Raw genomic sequence first — 17,355 nt, forward strand, 5'->3', positions numbered from 1 at the left:
TTCTAAAAGTAGTATAAACTCTCCTCCCATTAACAGACTTTTCCCTATGTATAATATTAATATAGTAAAATCATAACAACCCATATTGCAGTTTCCAATAATATACTATATAATCAGTTTAAGAAAACGTTTTCATGCAAAGGGGGAGAATTTCGTGTCGACTATAGAGGACGTGGCGAAATTAGCGGGGTTATCAAGGACAACGGTTTCTAGGGTGATTAATAATCATCCATATGTTTCAGATGAGAAGAAAAAAAGGGTTCAATTAGCAATGAAGCATTTAGGTTTCGTTCCTAATTCTGCGGCGAGAAGGCTTCGTAAACAAAAGACGGAAACAATTGCGGTGCTCGTTCCAAGGATTACAAATCCTTTCTTCAGTCGATTTATTGAAGCAATCGAGATTGCTGCTTCTGAACATAAATATAAACTGATTATTTGTCAAACAAGATATTTACCGGAAAAAGAGATGGAGTATTTACAATTATTATCTACGAAACAAGTAGATGGGATTATTCTATGTTCACTAGAAAATCCTTGGGAAGATGTAGAGCCATACTTACAGCACGGTCCAATCGTGTTATGTAATGAATATATTGAGGAAGCAAATGTTCCAACAGTGAAGTTTGATCATGCGCAAGGAGCATACATAGCTGCTAAGCATGTGTTAGAACAAGGATATCGTAATCTTATTTTTTGTCGTGGTAACGAAACCAAAGTGGTTAGCCAGCAGCGAAAAATGGGCTTTTTACGTGCAATAACTGAGAAGAGCCGCCAAGTAGAAGCGATCGATTTTCTTGAAAACGCTTTCGCTTGGGATGATGGAAAGAGAATATTCCATGAAGTATTAAAGGACAAAAAAAATCCTACCGCGATTTTGGCAGGAGGCGACGAGGTTGCAGCTGGAATCATTTCAGAGGCAAAACGCCATGACTGGAGCATTCCAGATGATCTCGCTGTTATCGGTTTTGATAATCAAATATTATCACAGATTACTGAGCCAGGTATTACGACAATTGAACAGCCAATCGATGAGATGGCCCGAAAAGTTGTCGACCTGATGATGGATAAAATCCATACGAAAAATTATCGACAAAAAGAATTGTATGAGTTTGAATTGGAGCTCTTGGTGAAAGGTTCAACGATGAAGAAGGATACGATGTTATTAGCCTAGTAGACTATGTCTGCTAGGTTTTTTTTATGTTCATAAATTACTATTCTTCGTGAACGCAGTCATCACATTTGTTATGGTATGCTTCGTGCTGCTCATCAATTTCTTTCCCACAGTGCGCACAAGTTTTCGTCGGTAAATTTCTGAAAAACTCCATTGGTTGATCGATCATGTCAATCCCTCCATTTCCATTTCTTACTATCATTGTATTAGTACAAAAAACAAAAGTCAACAACTGTTTTATAACAAAATGAAAATTAATGAAAAAGTTTAGGAAATGGATTATAGTTAACAATGTAGAATGTAAGTGAAACATGCATTCCTACTCGGTTTTAGAAAGGATGGATACATATGAAAATGACTGTTGTCGGCTTTTGGGGCGGCTTTCCAGAAGCGGGAGAAGCAACGTCGGGGTATTTGTTTGAACACGATGGTTTTCGTTTACTTGTCGACTGTGGTAGTGGTGTACTAGCACAGCTTCAAAAATATATAACACCATCTGATATAGATGCAGTTGTACTGTCACACTATCATCATGATCATGTTGCAGACATTGGGGTATTGCAATATGCGAGATTAATTACGAGTGCGACAACAAGGCAATTACCGGAATTACCAATATACGGTCATACGTTTGACGAGAATGGATTCCATTCTTTAACGCATGAACCACATACGAAAGGAATCGCGTACAACCTAGAAGAAACACTTCAAGTTGGACCGTTCTCGATTTCATTCTTAAAAACTGTTCATCCTGTTACCTGTTTTGCGATGCGTATTACAGCTGGTAGTGACGCTGTCGTATATAGCGCTGATTCCAGTTATATTCCTGAATTTATTCCATTCACAAAAGATGCTGATCTTTTCATTTGTGAGTGTAATATGTATGCACATCAAGAGGCTGCAAAAGCAGGGCATATGAATAGTACAGAAGTAGCAAGTATTGCGAAAGATGCGAATGTAAAAGAACTTTTATTAACGCACTTACCGCATACAGGAAACCCATCTGATTTAGTAACAGAAGCAAAACAAATTTTCAGTGGCCATATTACGCTAGCGCATAGTGGTTACATCTGGAACTCATGAGGTGATACGATGTTATTTATTGATAATAAAGGGATTACAGATCCTAGAATAAACTTAGCGATTGAAGAATATTGTGTGAAGAATTTAGATATTAACGAAACATATTTACTGTTCTATATTAATGAACCTTCTATTATCATTGGTAAAAACCAAAACACAGTAGAAGAAATTAATGCAGATTACGTAAAAGAACAAGGTATCCATGTCGTTCGTCGTCTATCAGGCGGAGGCGCAGTATATCACGATTTAGGAAACTTAAACTTTAGCTTTATTACGAAAGATGATGGAGACAGTTTCAGCAACTTCAAAAAATTCACAGAGCCTGTAACGAAAGCGCTTGGTAAATTAGGCGTAAATGCAGAACTAAGTGGTCGTAACGACATTTTAGCTGAAGGTAGAAAAATTTCAGGTAACGCGCAGTTTTCAACGAAAGGTCGTATGTTCAGTCACGGTACGTTACTATTTGACTCTGAAATCGATCACGTCGTATCAGCGTTAAAAGTAAAAATGGATAAGATCCAATCAAAAGGAATTAAATCAATCCGTAGCCGCGTTGCGAACATTACAGAATTTTTAAACGAAAAAATGACGACAGAAGAGTTTAGACAACTTCTTCTAGAAACAATTTTCGAAGGGGAAACAGAAATTCCAACGTATGAATTAACAGAAAATGATTGGAAAGAGATCCACAAACTTTCTGAAGAACGTTACCAAAATTGGGACTGGAACTACGGAAAATCTCCGAAGTTCAACTTACAACATTCACACCGCTTCCCCGTTGGACAAGTTGACGTTCGTCTTGAAGTGAAAAAAGGAACAGTAACAGAATGTAAAATTTACGGTGATTTCTTCGGATCATTAGATGTGCATGACATTGAAGAGCGTCTAACAGGCGTACAATTTGATAAAGATGCATTCACTACAGCTTTAGAAGACGTAGATATTAAACGCTACTTCGGTAATATTACAACAGAAGATTTCTTACATTTATTCTTTTAAAAATGAGGGAGGCTACCGTAACTGGCAGCCTCTTTTTTTTCGCAGATTGTCACGTTTTGTCGGTAAGTCGATAAATTCAAAAAATCGCCGATATAATTTCATATACCGTAAAATCACAGGACATTTGCCCCTTGTAAAGGAATATATATATTCAAAAGGAGGCGGTTCGAAATGAAAAGGGTAATGTACGTCGTATTATTGCTCGGCTTCGTCATCGGAATGACAGCCTGTAACGATGAAACGTCCTCAAGTCGTACACTTTTATCGATTGGAAAGCTAGGGAAGGATAATGTCATATATTTTACGCATACGGATAACAAACGAAAGATAGATGATATACAAACTATGTTTCAAAATAAGAAATGGAAAAGAAATGAAACGTTTAGCGCTGTGAATAAAACACCGGATCTTGTCTTGTCGATAGATGAGGCCAATACCGGGTTACCGACATTATATGTTACATTGTTTTTTCATGAAAATGGAGCGGATGCAATCAACTTGTATGGGGAGCAGACGAGCTTGAATAAGGAGGAACTAGAAAAACTTAGCGAAAAGATGAGTGCATATTATCCTGAAATGATTTTAGCCTTCGTTTCATCATTTGCTAATAAATAAAATTCCCTTATCCTTCCAAAGAGAGTCAACAGGAGGTGATCGTTGTATATGCAATTAATGGAATATCACTTGCTACTTTAATTTTCTTTTAATATAATTAATTTAGAATTTTTAAATATTCTAAATTTTATAAAGGTGGGGTTTTTGTGAATCTCGTTCAATCTTTGGCTGAAACGGCGAAAAAGAAGGGGGATAAACCGGCTTATATATTTATGGATCAGTCGGTCTCGTATGACCAATTAAACAAAATGGTCACAAGGTTTTCTAGCAATTTAGCAGCAATGGGCATTGGAAAAGGGGACAATGTCGCATTAGTTGTTGGAAATTCACCACATTTTTTGGTCGGTTTATACGGAACAATGAAAGCTGGAGCAACTGTCATTCCAGTTAATCCAATTTATACAGCAGACGAAATGCATTATATTTTACAAAATGGAGATGTAAAAACAATCATCGTACTCGACGTCCTTCTACCTGTTATACAATCTCTTACAACAAGACTTCCTTCACTTGAAAACATCATCATATGCGAAACCTCATCAGATTTTAACCATACAGAAACCGAAAAAATGAAAACGTTTACGAGAATGATAGGGGCTGGAGATTTAACTTACGAAGGCCCAGATTTAGATGAAGAAGATGTAGCGGTTATTCTATACACTTCAGGCACAACTGGAAAACCGAAAGGCGCTATGTTAACACATAAAAATTTATATAGTAATGCGAGCGATGTGGCGTCGTATTTACAATATACGGCTGATGATCGCGTCGTTGCGGCACTGCCGATGTTCCATGTATTTTGCTTAACAGTAGCAGTAAATGCGCCAATTGTGAACGGAGCAACTATTTTAATGTTACCGAAATTTAGTCCGAAAGAAGTATTCCGTATTTGTCGCACGTACGAGCCAACGATTTTTGCTGGTGTACCGACAATGTACAATTATTTATATTTATTTGAAGAAGCAAGCGCAGAAGATGTGAAGACGCTTCGCCTTTGTATTTCAGGTGGTGCATCAATGCCTGTTGCTCTTCTGCAAAACTTTGAAAAACGATTTGATGTAATTGTTTCAGAAGGATACGGTTTATCAGAAGCATCACCAGTTACTTGTTTTAACCCGCTAGATCGTCCGCGTAAACCTGGATCAATCGGTACAAATATTTGGCATGTAGAAAATAAAATTGTGAATGAACTTGGGGAAGAAGTACCTGTTGGCGCAGTCGGTGAATTAATCGTTCGCGGACCTAACGTTATGAAAGGATATTATAACGCGCCGGAAGATACAGCTGCGACATTGAAAGACGACTGGCTGTATACAGGTGACTTAGCGAAAATGGATGAAGAAGGTTACTTCTATATCGTTGATCGTAAAAAAGATATCGTCTTAGTTGGCGGTTATAACGTATACCCTCGTGAAGTAGAGGAAGTATTATATACACACGAATCTGTAGCAGAAGTTGTCGTAATTGGCGTTCCTGATGAAAACTTAGGAGAAGCAGTGCGAGCTTACGTCGTTCTAAAACAAGCTAACGTAACAGAAGAGGAACTTATGCATTATTGCAAGTTACATTTAGCGAAATATAAAGTGCCAATGAGTATCGAATTTTTAACAGAGTTACCAAAGAATACGACAGGTAAATTGTTAAGAAGAGCTTTGAGAGAAAAAGCGATACAAGTATAAAAATAGGGGCAACCATCTTTATGAAGATGGTTGCCTTTGTATTTTTTAGAATTGGTTAAGCTATAACCCCATATATTTAAACCGTAATATGACTAATAAGGAGGAGATATACGTGGAGCAAAAGGAATTACGTTTACGGAGAGTTCAATACCTTATTTGTGACATTATGGATGAAATGAATTCTGAAAATGAGAAGAAAAACTTAGAAATTTTGCAGCAAGTAATCGATCATCTTTCAGGTGCAATAGGTGATTTAGTCGATCCATCAAGCTCGTATTCTATTGATTATTTGGAAAGAAAAATTCACACGGCGCATTATTTACTTTTTAATAACGAGCGGAAGGCGTACTTATGTAGGAAATAGTATTATTAATTTTATTTGACATTGATAATCATTATCAATATGATAGTTATGTTGGGTATATTCATATAAAAGGAGATGTCGTATTGATAATGATTAAGAAAAAATATGTTAATGCGTTCGTTATAGCAGCAACTTTAGCAGTTCCATTCAGTGGTATTATGGCACCGATTGCGAAAGCAGAAGCGGCAGTAGAAATGAAAGTAAATAGCAAACTAGCAGATGGCACATATGACGTTATTTTAAAGACTTATAAAGATCAAACGAATGATACATCAGTTGCGTCTACATATTTAAAAAATCCAAAAGTAACTATTCAAGGTGATAAAAAAATTGTTACGTTAACAGTTCAAGATAGTAGCTATTTTCAGTATCTTAGAGTAGAAGATCCAAATAAAGTAGGAACATTCCATGATGTAAAAGTAATCTCCGAAGATAAAACGAATAACGGTACGAAAGTTGTTCAATTTGAAATTGGGGAGTTCTCGAAAAAATATAATATGCAAATGCATATATTAATTCCAGCAATTAAATATGATCATAAATATCAACTGCAGTTTGAAATTGATGCGAGTACAATTAAAAAGGAATCTAAATTCCCAGATGTACCAGCTTGGGCACAAGAGTCAGTTCAATATTTAGTAGATAAAGGAGCAGTGAACGGTAAGCCAGATGGTACATTTGCTCCGGCTGAAAATATCGATCGTAGTTCAGCTGCAAAAATATTAGCAACTGTTTTAGGGTTAGAAATTAAGAAAGATGCAAGGCCATCATTCCGTGATGCACAAAATCACTGGGCAACTCCATACATTGCTGCTGTTGAAAAAGCAGGTATTGTAAAAGGTGATGAGAAGGGTAACTTTAATCCGAGCGGGTTAATTAACCGTGCATCAATGGCTTCTATGCTAGTAAATGCATATAAATTAGAAAGAAATGAAAATATGAAACTACCAAAAGAATTTGCTGACTTAAACAATCATTGGGGTGCGAAGTATGCCAATATTTTAATCCAAGAAAATATTTCAATTGGAACAGATAATGGCTGGGCTCCAGATAAAGCAGTAAGCCGCGCAGAAGCAGCACAATTTATTGCGAAGACGGATAAGTTGAAGAAATAAATTGAAACGTATACTAGATTTAGCATAAATAAAAAAGGAAAATTTGCAGTTCAAATTTTCCTTTTTTGCATTGTTATATATTCCTCTTCATTAACTCCCCAACCTGCGTCGCAACATACTCAATATCATTATCAATTTCATCCAATACGTAAGATTCCAAAATGCCCATGACAGCTGCTCCTAAAAATTTTAAAACGATGTGTGTATCAATGTTTTTATTTACTGACGTATTCGTGTTTAGTTTTTTCGCTAGTTCCCCCATGATGAACGTTAGGAACTTTTTCTGAAACGATAATGTGCTGTTGCTTCTAAATAACGATGCGAAAAATGGTTTGTGTTCTTTGAAGTATTCAAACCATATGACAGTTCCTTCTATATAGCCTTTTGTTTGTTTTATATCGCATATTTCTCTTAATTGATTTAAATGGTCGTCCACAATTTTGTCTAATAAATTGTATTTATCTAGGTAGTGTAGGTAGAAAGTTTTTCTGCCGATGTTTGCTTTTTCTGTAATGTTTTTTACTGTAATTTCATCAAAGCCATCTTCAATTAACATTTCGATAAATGCGGATTGAATGGCGTTTTGTGATTTTATAATTCTTCTATCGATTTTCTCCATATAATGTTCCTCCGTTATTGATACACATATTTCGTTATGTGTGTATTATCACCCAAATGCGCAAATGTGGTCATTGAAACAAGTGGTTGCTCGCTTTATTATAAATATACACGTGAGTATTAATTCTCACAAGTGTAAATTTAAAATACAGTAAGGGTGGTTTTATATATGGCAGTTACGAAGAGAAATGTACGTTTTTATGCAAGAGGATTACAAGTTGCAGGTATTTTAAATATTCCTGTAGGTGCTGAGGAAAAGAAACAAAATGCAGCGATTGTTTGTGTGCATCCAGGTAGTAGCTGTAAAGATCAAACAGCAGGATTGTATGCGGAGAAATTAGTAGAACAAGGTTATGTAACGCTTGCGTTTGATGCATCGTATCAAGGTGAAAGTGAAGGTGCACCGAGATATATGGAAGAACCAGCTGCGCGCGTTGAAGATATTCGCTCAGCGGTAGATTATGTAACTACTCTTCCTTATGTAGATGAAGAACGTATCGGTGTGTTAGGTGTTTGTGCGGGCGGAGGATATGCGGTAAGTGCTGCGATGACAGAGCGCCGTATTAAAGCAGTTGGCACGGTCGTTGGTGCAAATATCGGCCGATTAAATCGTGAAGCTGATCCAATTGGGGTGTTAGAGGCAATTGGTAAACAACGTACTGCTGAAGCACGCGGAGCAGAGGCGATGATTACAAACTGGATTCCTAAAAATGAGGAGGAATTAAAGGCAGCAGGTATGACGGATATAGATATTGTAGAAGCAGTTCAGTACTATACAACACCGCGAGGGCAAAGTGTTAACTCTCCAAATAAGTTAAACTTTACGAGTATGGGATCGGTAATTGGTTTTGATGCGTTCCATTTAGCAGATACATTATTAACACAGCCGTTGCAAATTATTGTCGGCAGCAAGCAAGGCGCATTCGGTTCTTATAAAGATGGTCATGAGCTTTATGAGAAAGCAGCATCAGAGAAAAAAGATTTACTTGTTGTGAAAGGTGCGAGTCATTACGATTTATACGACCAACCAGAACCAGTAAAAATTACAGTTGAAAAATTAACAAGTTTCTATAACGAAAATCTGTAAAAGTAATTTTGACTTGAATTGCACCTCTAATTGTTAGGTTTGCATCTAGCGGTTAGAGGTTTTTATTGTGAAGATTGCTGTGCTTAATATTTACGTTAAACGTGCATAACAAGATATAATAGAAGAAATTACTAAGGAGGCTAGCAGTGAAAAAATTTCGTTATTTCAATATATTTACTATTTTAATTGTATACACACTACTCATGTTTTACATCGGTTGGAACGGCTGGGTTTGGCTTAGTAGGGTGTTTGGCTGGGAATCTTGGGGATATTACGCTTTCGTAGTCGGTTTTATTTCATATGCGTACATTCTCGTGCAAGTGTTTAAGTTCTTGCCATTTCTACGAACAATAGGTTCAATTTGGTTTGCGGTCATACAATACGCGCTTATGTTGTTGCCACTTGCTGATATTACAGTTTTCCTTCTACAGTTTTCAATGGAGAAAGAGACCGCAATTATTTGGACAGGAACGGCCGTGTTACTTGCGTTCATCTTCATTTTTGCATATGGAGTATTCAACGCATATAGCCCAGTAGTAAGAAAATATGAGGTGCACATCCCGAAAAAAGTAGAGGGACGTAAAAGCTTACGCATTGCGATGGCTTCGGATATGCATTTCGGTAAATTATCTGGCGTTTCGCATTTAAAAAGACTTGTCCGTCATGTAAATGAGATGGAGCCTGATATTATTTTACTGCCAGGAGATATTATCGATGATCATCCAGGTGTGTTCATTCAAAAAAATATGGGACCAATTATGAAACAAATGAAAGCTCCACTAGGCGTATATGGTGTGTTAGGAAACCACGAATATTACGGACGAGCGGTTCCTGAATTTTTACAAGAGATGGATAAGATTGATATTCGTATTCTGTTAGATGAAGTGATTACAATTGAAGATGATTTTTATATCGTTGGAAGAAGAGATAAAACAGAGCGTGATCGTCAAAGCTTTGAAAGTTTAATGAGTACGGTAAATAAATCTATGCCAGTTATCGCAATGGATCACCAACCATTTGAGTTGAAACAAGCAGCGGATGCTGGCGTCGATTTACTATTATCCGGCCACACGCACCGCGGACAAATGGCGCCGAATCATATTGTAACGAGAAGAATGTACGAATTAGACTGGGGATACGCACAAAAAGGTGCATTCCACGCAATTGTTTCTTCTGGTTTCGGATTCTGGGGACCACCGCTTAGACTTGGCAGTAGATCAGAGATTGTACAGGTGGAAGTTACGTTTGAATAGTGTTATAAAATTTTACTTATTTAGAAGTAGAATCACATACGCATTAAGCTGAAAATTTCATCCGTTACTAGAATTTGAAGTGTAAAAAGAGGATTATACATGACTAATATGTATAATCCTTTTTTGTTTCGCAACCGCGCCCGTTACTTAAATAAAATTTCAATTAATTGTAGTGGATGTGCATTAATTAGTCCATGGACAATAATAATTGCCCATACTTTGCGATAACGTGCCCACAAATATCCGAGGAATAGACCTACGATACCAAGGTTCACAATAACTGTAGCTGTATCAATATCCCAATGACCAGAGCCATGTAATGCGATATGCCAGCTCGCCCATAACAATGATGTAAGAAGAATAGCCGGCCAAGTGCCTAGTAATAATTCCAAACGTGTTTGCAACCAAACCCTATAAAAAAACTCTTCCAGTACACTATTTATAAGAAAGCCTACAAGTAAAATTAATATTAAAACTATGGGTTCCATTTTAGCCGAAACAAATGGTGTAGAGAATGTAGAAAAGAAGTTGAAGTACCCCCATATTATAATGACAATAAGTGGTGTAAAACGATACCATTTATGATTTTCTATTGATTTGATAGATTTCAGTCTCTCTTTTTGGGGATTACTTTTATAAAACAAAAGAAGCATGAATGGGGTGAATAATAATAAAATGATTTTAAATATCATAAACCAAAATTGTAATGCCATCCCTTCAAAGTTCGTGGTGAGAAGACTAATTGTGAAGAGGGATCCGCTCAAGAACAAGACAATAGCTTGAATCATGATGCGCCTTTGTTCAAACTGTTGAAGAGGATTATAGTTTTTATGATGAAACGGTAAGAAACGGATAAGGAGTATACCGATCATAACAGGGACCCACTTGTGCCAAAAAGGCATCGTGTCCTTATGATCTCCACTATAACGAATATTTGTTTCGCCAATCCATATAAGCCAAAGGGATGAAAGCAAAATGACAAGTACACATAATCCACCAATTAACTGCCCTATTTTTGGAAAATAACTGTCCATAGATTCCCGACCTTTCGTACTATAACTGTAAAACTAGTTTTTTCTAAAATCATACGTGTCCGTCTCTACATGTAATTTATGTTTATTAATCATCACTGTATGATTGTCTAACCACTGTACAGTTGCATCTTCTTCACGATAATTCCAGTATATATTTTTCGTGTTCATAAATTTTTTATTATTTGCTACAAGCTCTCCTCTTATAGCAAAACTAGTCGTTGCGCCGCCATTATGCCTGTATATATGTAAAGTATACGTTTTATCTGGCGAGTGTATGGATTGAATCTTTTCACCGCCTGAAACCCCAGATAAAGTGAAGAATTTCCAATATCCTAAACTAATTAATAAAATAATGATGAATAGAATGGTGAAGAAAACCTTTTTCATGTTTCCCCTCTTTCCCTTAACGGCCATACTTGTATTAAATCAAAGAAGAATAAAACTGGCAATGTTATCCTTTTTATCGCCGGAATATGTACGTTTCTATTTCTAGCGTCCTGTTCACGATTTGGAATGAAAGTCCCCATATTTTTCAATAAAAAAAGGCTCCATATAAGGAGCACTCAATAAAAAATGAATTAAAAGAAATAACAGAAATAACAGACATGTATAATATACAATATTAAAAACTAAACATCAATATATTTGGATTTAATATTTATATTGATGTTGATTTCATAAAAGAAGTACGATTATAAGACTAGGCTGAAATAAAGGGGGATTATAAGTGATCATATCAGATGTACTATACGGTGAGTTTGAAGTAGATCGAGTAGTAGAAGAATTAATTTTAAGTAAGTCTGTGCAAAGGCTGAAAGGTATTCATCAAGCCGGTGCAAGTTATTTAATGAACGAGAAATGGAATGTAACGCGCTTTGATCATTCAGTTGGCGTTATGTTGTTAATTAAGAAACTTGGTGGTTCAGTAGAAGAACAAATTGCTGGTTTACTGCATGACGTATCACATACTGCTTTTTCCCACGTGATTGATTACGTTTTTCATAATGAGGATGAAAGTTATCATGAGGAGATATTTAGTTCTGTTGTGAAAAACTCAGAAATTCCAGCGATTCTTTCAAAGTATGGTTATAACTATGAAGATATTTTGTTAGATGATTCGAAGTGGACGTTACTGGAAAGGTCAGCACCAGAATTATGTGCAGACAGAGTGGATTATACGTTACGAGATATGTATACATATGGGTATATTCCGTTAGAAGAAGTTCACAGTTTTTTAGAGGATGTCGTCGCTGTAGATGGGAAAATGGTTCTTCAAAGTATCGAAATGGCTGAGTGGTTTACAGAAACGTATTACAAAGAAGTAATCGATTTCTTTATGAAGCCAATGAATATTTACGGAAATGATATGTTAGCGAAAACGTTAAAGTTAGCTCTTCATAAAAAGGTTATTCATGCAGATGATTTTCTTCTTGAAGATGATGAGCTAATTTCGAAATTGAAGCAATGTAGTGAGCCAGAAGTAGATGCTTTATTAAGCAAAGTTCATCCGAATGTAAAAGTAAAAGAAGATAGAAACGATTATGATTTGTATCAGAAAAATAAAGTTCGTCTTATTAATCCTCTATTACTTCGTGAAGGGGAAGTTGTTCCATCGTCTGTTGTGTCAGAACGAATAAAACAGATGAGTGAGGTCGCTTATGAAAAAGCGGTGAGAGGGATGTATGTGAAAGTGATTTCGGATTAAAAAAGGAGAGCATCACTTTGCTCTCCTTTTTCTCATTAATAATCAAACCAATTCCAAACCTCAATATCTCCAAGAGTCGCATAACGCACGTGCGGTGAGTTTTGTAATTTTAATAACTCTTTCGACGGACCAGTAATGACAATGCCGTATACTTTTACACCGTTATCTTTTACATACTGATAGCGCTTATCTAAGTTCAGATCTTTTTCACGAGTCCGAGTAGCTTCACTCACAGTTTTTTTATATTCAGAAAGAATGCGCATCATTTCAATTACTTCATCTTCTTTTGTCTTCGGTTGTTCTGCTTCACTATCAGGAAGATCTATATGTTCTCGAAATCCGATAAACTCTCCGCTATGCAAGATAAAATCGTCTTCATTTATTCTCTCTTGTCCTGTGTCTAAAGCGTACCATATAGGAGTTGGCGGCATTTCTTGTGCTTCAAATGCGCTATATAGAATTGATTCTAATTCTTGTAAAGCGTAAGGTTTGTCAAACGATAGCGCTACTTCTGCAACGGTTCCCTCATGTACCTTTCCAAGTGTATCCCACACTTTTTTAGATGATTCTTTCAAAGAAGCATCTTCCTTGATTTTTGGATGAACAAAGGAAAGTTTTTTTGAATAGGCTCTGTTTTCCCAAGATTGATTTGTGACAGTTACAGATGATAAGAAACTACTCATTGTTACTGTACCAATTGGAAATTCTTTTTTGCCGATTGTTTTATATAAATTCATTTCAGTCTCTGTACGGAAGAAGGGTTTAACCTTCGTATTTCCTCCAGCGGAACGACTATTTGGCATTGTTGCTTCTAGTGCGAGTGCTGGTATATCATCCACTTTCCGGAAGTTTTTCATTTCGTTCGAATAGAAGTAAAAGGAAGATGAAAAATGACCAATAAAATAGATTGCTATACAAACAGCAAGGACAAAACTAACGGTTTGCCAACGCTGTTTCCATTTTATTTTCCAAAATGAGATTTTAAGATTTTGTGGTGGTAGTCTTTTCTTTATCGGTTCACTCTTCGAAAGCAACTCATCTAAGTAAGCTTCACACTTTTCACATGTTTCAATATGATTTTCTAACAGCTCCTGTTCATCATGCGTAAGTGTTCCATTTTCGTACTTCTTCCATAGTTTTTTAAACTTTGTACAACCCATCCCTATCACTCCTTTATGCTTTTCGTTTCTTTTCGTCCCCGGTGTAATTCAATTTTTACTTTCGCTAGTGAGAGACCAGTCATTTCGGCTATTTCCTTATACGAGAATTCGTAGTAATCTCGTAGTAGTAACACATTGCGTCTTTCAAGAGGAAGAGCAGATAAACTGTCTAACCAACTAGCAATCTCGTGTTTTACGAAATAAGAGTGCTCTGTACTTGGTACGTTTGGTAAATGGAATTCTGCAATTGTCGTTGTTTTATATCTTTTTTCTTTTCGATACCAATCGATAAAGGCGTTGTAGGCAATCGTAAATAACCAAGGCCTAATTTCTTCTCCTTTATAATAGTCAATATGGACGAGCATTCGATAAAATGTTTCTTGCATGAGATCTTCCGCGTAGTGGGAATCTCCGGTTAGGGAGAGAAGATAGCGAAATAAATCTTGCATATGTTCGGAGTAAATTTCTTCTAATGATTGTTTGCGTTTCACTACATTTCCCTCCCTTCATACATAACAACGAAATACATATAAAAAAGTTACAATTTTTCATGGAATTATAGTAAAAAACGTCAAGAATTGGATAGGATTCTCTTTTATCATAATACATATAAGGCGGGTGAACAGAGATGGAAAGCTATGAGACACAAATTCAAAGGTCAATTGATTATATTGAAGAAGATGTAATGGAAAAACAGACGCTGCGTAATTTAGCGCGTATTGCAGGTTTTTCTGAGTCGCATTTTCATCGTGTATTTCAGGCGTTAGTAGGTGATACAGTAATGGAGTATGTTCGAAAGAGGAGGTTAGCCCGGGCAGCTTATCAACTTTCTCATACGGATGAAAAAGTTATTGATATTGCATTTGAGCATGGCTTTCAATCTCATGAAACGTTCACGAGAGCCTTTAAAAAAATATTTCAAATGACACCGAGTGAATATCGAAAACAAGAAATTGAAACACCGATGTATTACAGCGTGAATGTAAAGCAAAGAAAATTAAATCCGTATTTAGGAGGCATACAAATGGAATATCGTATTGTAAATAAACCAGAATTTTTAGTGGCGGGTTATGAGCTGAAGACGACAAGTAAAGAAGGGAAAAACCATCAAGACATCCCAGCATTTTGGCAAGAATATTTACAGAAAGATCTTGGAACGACAATTCCGAATCGTAAAGATACGAGCCAATGGGTAGAGCTTGGATTATGTACTGATTTTAATTTAGAAACAGGGGACTTCACTTATATAATTGGAATGGAAGTTACAGGATTTGAAAATGTACCAAATGGAGTTGCGAAGCGTACTTTCCCAGCAGCGACATATGCTGTATTTACAACGCCGAAAGTTCCTCATGACGAAATGGTATCGTCTATCCACCAAACGTGGAATGCGGTATTTTCAGAATGGTTCCCGCATTCAGGATACGAACATTGCGGCGTTAATGAATTTGAACTATACGATGAGCGTTCCCATGCAGATAAAAGTGAGTTCGCTCAAATTGAACTTTGGATACCGGTGAAGAAGAAATAATAGAAAGAAAAGCGAGCCACTGAGTGGTTCGCTTTTTTTCATATAGGTTGCTATATTTGATGATTTTTGTCGGTAAGTCGATATATCTTGAAAACCGCGGATATATTTTGAGTTGCTCCGATATATTTGAAAAATCACCGATATAATTTCACTTACCTCTGAACTCCGCCAAAAAAAAGACGCCACATAGCGTCTTTTCTACGAATGAAACGGGAACACAAGTATAATCGTTGTTCCTTTTCCAAGTTCGCTATCAATAGAAATCGTTCCGTTATGAGCATGAACGAGCTGTTTCGTAATGGCGAGGCCAAGCCCCGTTCCGATGTTGCTTTCTTCTGTATTTGTTCCTCTGTAATATCGCTCAAATAGAAGTTCTTTCGTTTTGTCATCCATTCCTTTTCCATTATCTGAAATAGAGAGTGTAAATGAAGTAGCGTTTTGGGAAAGTTTTACGCTCACATTTGTCGTTTCATTATTATGTTTTACAGCGTTTACGAGTAAGTTTTCGATAATACGCTGGAACCATTTTTCTTCAATGAAATATTGAATTTTATTTGAGCTCGGTACGAATTCAATATTTTGATTTTGAAGTGTCGGATTATTAATAAATTGTAATAATACTTTTTGGACGAATTGATTCATTTCAATGTTTACGTGCTGCGCAGGAAGACTGTTATTTTTTAATTGATACGTTAAGCTTAAGTCATCGATTAATGTCGTCATATATTGAGATTTCTCTTTCATAACGCTGCCGAATTGTTGAATGTCGCGATCAGTCCAGTTGTACTGCTGTGATTCTAGTAATAATGCGTAGCCATATATAGAACTAAGTGGTGTTTTTAAATCATGTGTGAGACCGGTAATCCATTCTTCACGTGTTTGCTGCAGTACTTGCCTCATTGCATCATTTTTTTTGAGTGTAATAGAAAGGTGCTCTAGTGAATTTGTTACATCACTAAATAAGCGGAATGACCATTTTTCTTTCCCAGATCGCCGGAACCTGACAGGTTTCCCTTTTTTACTAACAGGCTCTTCGTACTTTCCACCAGCTATATTTTTAAGCCAGCGCATCGCATGTAATAATGGTTTTCCAAATTTATTACCGTACCAAATAGAAAGAATGACTAAATAAACAAATACGATAAGAAGGATTAATCCACATCCGATTAGAAACTTTTTAGTAAATACATCGTCTATTTCATCATCTGGATAGTAGTACTCATTTTTGGCAGTTACAACAAGAAGATAATTGCTATTTGTTTCGTAAAAGCTAGACGTGTTTTCTTTATGATTCCACGGTTCCTTTTCGCTAAGAGCAGCTTGTATGGCAGAAAACGTTTTTTTCTTTCCAGCTGGATAGGAGAATACTTCTTCGCCATCACTATTAAAGATTTGAAGTGCTGCTTTTTCTTTAGAAAGTAACTGTTTTTCTTCTTCTGTTAATGTGAACGAATCCGTAGATACAGACGGGTGCTCTTTCTGGATTGTTTTCAGTAATACATTGCTTTTTAACATACCGCCGTATATAACAAGTACGTTCTTTTCTTCTAGTTCAATTTCCCAATATGTAAATGTATAAGGGCTTTCTATGTGATTCTGTATATACGAGAATAAAGATGTTTTCGTATAAGATGTCGGTACGTCAATCGGCGTATTAAAGTGATAGAGAACTTTTCCGTTTTCCGCTACAACTTGAATCCAATCATTTTTTTCTTTAATTAGGTCTTTTACTTCAGCTTTTAACGAAATATCGCCATCTTCTGAAGAGATATATTTTGAAATCATAAAATTATCAGCATCTGGAATATTCGGTTCGTATGAAGTACTAGTAACAAGGAAAATTAAATAAGTGAAAGCAGCTACTACAGCAAGCAGTAATGTAACTAAAACAAATACGTGTTGCATGATAAACTGGATAATAAGTCGTTTATTAAAATTCAT

The 17,355-nt window shown here is 36.2% G+C and carries 18 protein-coding genes; 11 read left to right on the plus strand and 7 right to left on the minus strand.

The annotated features are described in order from the left end of the window. Positions 1 to 154: 154 nt before the first annotated feature. A complete protein-coding gene (locus MKX31_RS03785) occupies positions 155 to 1,171 on the plus strand; it encodes a LacI family DNA-binding transcriptional regulator (RefSeq protein WP_064476870.1) in 1,017 nt (338 codons plus the stop codon). Between the two features lie 40 nt (positions 1,172 to 1,211). Here MKX31_RS03785 and yhfH read toward each other — a convergent pair whose 3' ends face one another. Further along, entirely contained in the window at positions 1,212 to 1,340 is a 129-nt protein-coding gene (gene yhfH / locus MKX31_RS03790) for a protein YhfH (RefSeq protein WP_000567010.1), read from the minus strand. A gap of 179 nt (positions 1,341 to 1,519) precedes the next feature. Between yhfH and MKX31_RS03795 the strand changes: the two genes are divergently transcribed. From MKX31_RS03795 to MKX31_RS03820, 6 genes are all read left to right on the plus strand, one after another. Next, positions 1,520 to 2,254 carry an MBL fold metallo-hydrolase gene (locus MKX31_RS03795; protein WP_340980037.1) on the plus strand — a complete coding sequence of 245 codons (735 nt, stop codon included), beginning with the start codon at positions 1,520 to 1,522 and terminating at the stop codon, positions 2,252 to 2,254. A 9-nt stretch (positions 2,255 to 2,263) separates the two neighbouring features. Further along, positions 2,264 to 3,253 carry a lipoate--protein ligase gene (locus MKX31_RS03800; RefSeq protein ID WP_088047865.1) on the plus strand — a complete coding sequence of 330 codons (990 nt, stop codon included), beginning with the start codon at positions 2,264 to 2,266 and terminating at the stop codon, positions 3,251 to 3,253. 171 nt (positions 3,254 to 3,424) lie between these two features. After that, positions 3,425 to 3,868, plus strand: a complete 444-nt coding sequence (locus tag MKX31_RS03805) for a hypothetical protein (RefSeq protein WP_088047864.1) — start codon at positions 3,425 to 3,427, stop codon at positions 3,866 to 3,868. A 146-nt stretch (positions 3,869 to 4,014) separates the two neighbouring features. Beyond that, the gene (locus MKX31_RS03810) at positions 4,015 to 5,547 is read left to right on the plus strand and encodes a fatty acid--CoA ligase family protein (RefSeq protein WP_064476868.1); all 1,533 of its coding nucleotides are present in this window, start codon (positions 4,015 to 4,017) and stop codon (positions 5,545 to 5,547) included. 112 nt (positions 5,548 to 5,659) lie between these two features. Beyond that, positions 5,660 to 5,911, plus strand: a complete 252-nt coding sequence (locus tag MKX31_RS03815) for a hypothetical protein (protein WP_340980042.1) — start codon at positions 5,660 to 5,662, stop codon at positions 5,909 to 5,911. A gap of 89 nt (positions 5,912 to 6,000) precedes the next feature. Next, positions 6,001 to 7,026: an S-layer homology domain-containing protein gene (locus MKX31_RS03820; RefSeq protein ID WP_154131641.1), complete on the plus strand. Its 1,026-nt coding sequence runs from the start codon at positions 6,001 to 6,003 to the stop codon at positions 7,024 to 7,026. A gap of 73 nt (positions 7,027 to 7,099) precedes the next feature. On the opposite strand, the gene MKX31_RS03825 is transcribed toward MKX31_RS03820, so the two are convergent. After that, complete coding sequence (locus tag MKX31_RS03825) at positions 7,100 to 7,645, minus strand: TetR/AcrR family transcriptional regulator (protein WP_340980045.1); 546 nt, start codon at positions 7,643 to 7,645, stop codon at positions 7,100 to 7,102. A 168-nt stretch (positions 7,646 to 7,813) separates the two neighbouring features. Between MKX31_RS03825 and MKX31_RS03830 the strand changes: the two genes are divergently transcribed. Beyond that, positions 7,814 to 8,731, plus strand: coding sequence for an alpha/beta hydrolase (locus MKX31_RS03830; RefSeq protein ID WP_258125610.1), 918 nt, complete (start codon positions 7,814 to 7,816; stop codon positions 8,729 to 8,731). A 146-nt stretch (positions 8,732 to 8,877) separates the two neighbouring features. Further along, positions 8,878 to 9,984 (plus strand): metallophosphoesterase, encoded by a 1,107-nt coding sequence (locus MKX31_RS03835; protein WP_258125611.1) that lies wholly within the window; start codon positions 8,878 to 8,880, stop codon positions 9,982 to 9,984. Between the two features lie 143 nt (positions 9,985 to 10,127). Here the strand turns inward: MKX31_RS03835 and MKX31_RS03840 are convergent, their stop codons facing one another. Both MKX31_RS03840 and MKX31_RS03845 read right to left on the minus strand, forming a co-directional pair. Beyond that, a complete protein-coding gene (locus MKX31_RS03840; protein ID WP_340980048.1) occupies positions 10,128 to 11,018 on the minus strand; it encodes a CPBP family intramembrane glutamic endopeptidase in 891 nt (296 codons plus the stop codon). Between the two features lie 33 nt (positions 11,019 to 11,051). Then, the gene (locus MKX31_RS03845) at positions 11,052 to 11,405 is read right to left on the minus strand and encodes a DUF5412 family protein (protein WP_098102774.1); all 354 of its coding nucleotides are present in this window, start codon (positions 11,403 to 11,405) and stop codon (positions 11,052 to 11,054) included. 340 nt (positions 11,406 to 11,745) lie between these two features. Between MKX31_RS03845 and MKX31_RS03850 the strand changes: the two genes are divergently transcribed. Beyond that, complete coding sequence (locus MKX31_RS03850; protein ID WP_088047856.1) at positions 11,746 to 12,723, plus strand: HD domain-containing protein; 978 nt, start codon at positions 11,746 to 11,748, stop codon at positions 12,721 to 12,723. 35 nt (positions 12,724 to 12,758) lie between these two features. Here MKX31_RS03850 and MKX31_RS03855 read toward each other — a convergent pair whose 3' ends face one another. Together MKX31_RS03855 and MKX31_RS03860 are read right to left on the minus strand one after the other, a co-directional pair. Then, positions 12,759 to 13,883, minus strand: coding sequence for an anti-sigma factor (locus MKX31_RS03855; RefSeq protein ID WP_242290143.1), 1,125 nt, complete (start codon positions 13,881 to 13,883; stop codon positions 12,759 to 12,761). Between the two features lie 5 nt (positions 13,884 to 13,888). Continuing rightward, positions 13,889 to 14,374 (minus strand): RNA polymerase sigma factor, encoded by a 486-nt coding sequence (locus MKX31_RS03860; protein ID WP_064476859.1) that lies wholly within the window; start codon positions 14,372 to 14,374, stop codon positions 13,889 to 13,891. A 137-nt stretch (positions 14,375 to 14,511) separates the two neighbouring features. Between MKX31_RS03860 and MKX31_RS03865 the strand changes: the two genes are divergently transcribed. Continuing rightward, positions 14,512 to 15,414 carry an AraC family transcriptional regulator gene (locus MKX31_RS03865; RefSeq protein ID WP_088047854.1) on the plus strand — a complete coding sequence of 301 codons (903 nt, stop codon included), beginning with the start codon at positions 14,512 to 14,514 and terminating at the stop codon, positions 15,412 to 15,414. A gap of 198 nt (positions 15,415 to 15,612) precedes the next feature. Here MKX31_RS03865 and MKX31_RS03870 read toward each other — a convergent pair whose 3' ends face one another. Beyond that, positions 15,613 to 17,355 carry a sensor histidine kinase gene (locus MKX31_RS03870; protein WP_064476857.1) on the minus strand — a complete coding sequence of 581 codons (1,743 nt, stop codon included), beginning with the start codon at positions 17,353 to 17,355 and terminating at the stop codon, positions 15,613 to 15,615.

The organism is Bacillus sp. FSL M8-0063 (assembly GCF_038005545.1).
In the GTDB taxonomy this organism is placed as follows: domain Bacteria; phylum Bacillota; class Bacilli; order Bacillales; family Bacillaceae_G; genus Bacillus_A; species Bacillus_A wiedmannii.

Excerpts from the sequence above, each read along its gene's own strand:
- yhfH (WP_000567010.1), bottom strand. The coding sequence starts at position 1,340 with ATGATCGATCAACCAATGGAGTTTTTCAGAAATTTACCGACGAAAACT.
- MKX31_RS03795 (WP_340980037.1), top strand. The coding sequence starts at position 1,520 with ATGAAAATGACTGTTGTCGGCTTTTGGGGCGGCTTTCCAGAAGCGGGA.
- MKX31_RS03800 (WP_088047865.1), top strand. The coding sequence starts at position 2,264 with ATGTTATTTATTGATAATAAAGGGATTACAGATCCTAGAATAAACTTA.
- MKX31_RS03805 (WP_088047864.1), top strand. The coding sequence starts at position 3,425 with ATGAAAAGGGTAATGTACGTCGTATTATTGCTCGGCTTCGTCATCGGA.
- MKX31_RS03820 (WP_154131641.1), top strand. The coding sequence starts at position 6,001 with ATGATTAAGAAAAAATATGTTAATGCGTTCGTTATAGCAGCAACTTTA.
- MKX31_RS03825 (WP_340980045.1), bottom strand. The coding sequence starts at position 7,645 with ATGGAGAAAATCGATAGAAGAATTATAAAATCACAAAACGCCATTCAA.
- MKX31_RS03830 (WP_258125610.1), top strand. The coding sequence starts at position 7,814 with ATGGCAGTTACGAAGAGAAATGTACGTTTTTATGCAAGAGGATTACAA.
- MKX31_RS03840 (WP_340980048.1), bottom strand. The coding sequence starts at position 11,018 with ATGGACAGTTATTTTCCAAAAATAGGGCAGTTAATTGGTGGATTATGT.
- MKX31_RS03845 (WP_098102774.1), bottom strand. The coding sequence starts at position 11,405 with ATGAAAAAGGTTTTCTTCACCATTCTATTCATCATTATTTTATTAATT.
- MKX31_RS03855 (WP_242290143.1), bottom strand. The coding sequence starts at position 13,883 with ATGGGTTGTACAAAGTTTAAAAAACTATGGAAGAAGTACGAAAATGGA.
- MKX31_RS03865 (WP_088047854.1), top strand. The coding sequence starts at position 14,512 with ATGGAAAGCTATGAGACACAAATTCAAAGGTCAATTGATTATATTGAA.
- MKX31_RS03870 (WP_064476857.1), bottom strand. The coding sequence starts at position 17,355 with ATGAATTTTAATAAACGACTTATTATCCAGTTTATCATGCAACACGTA.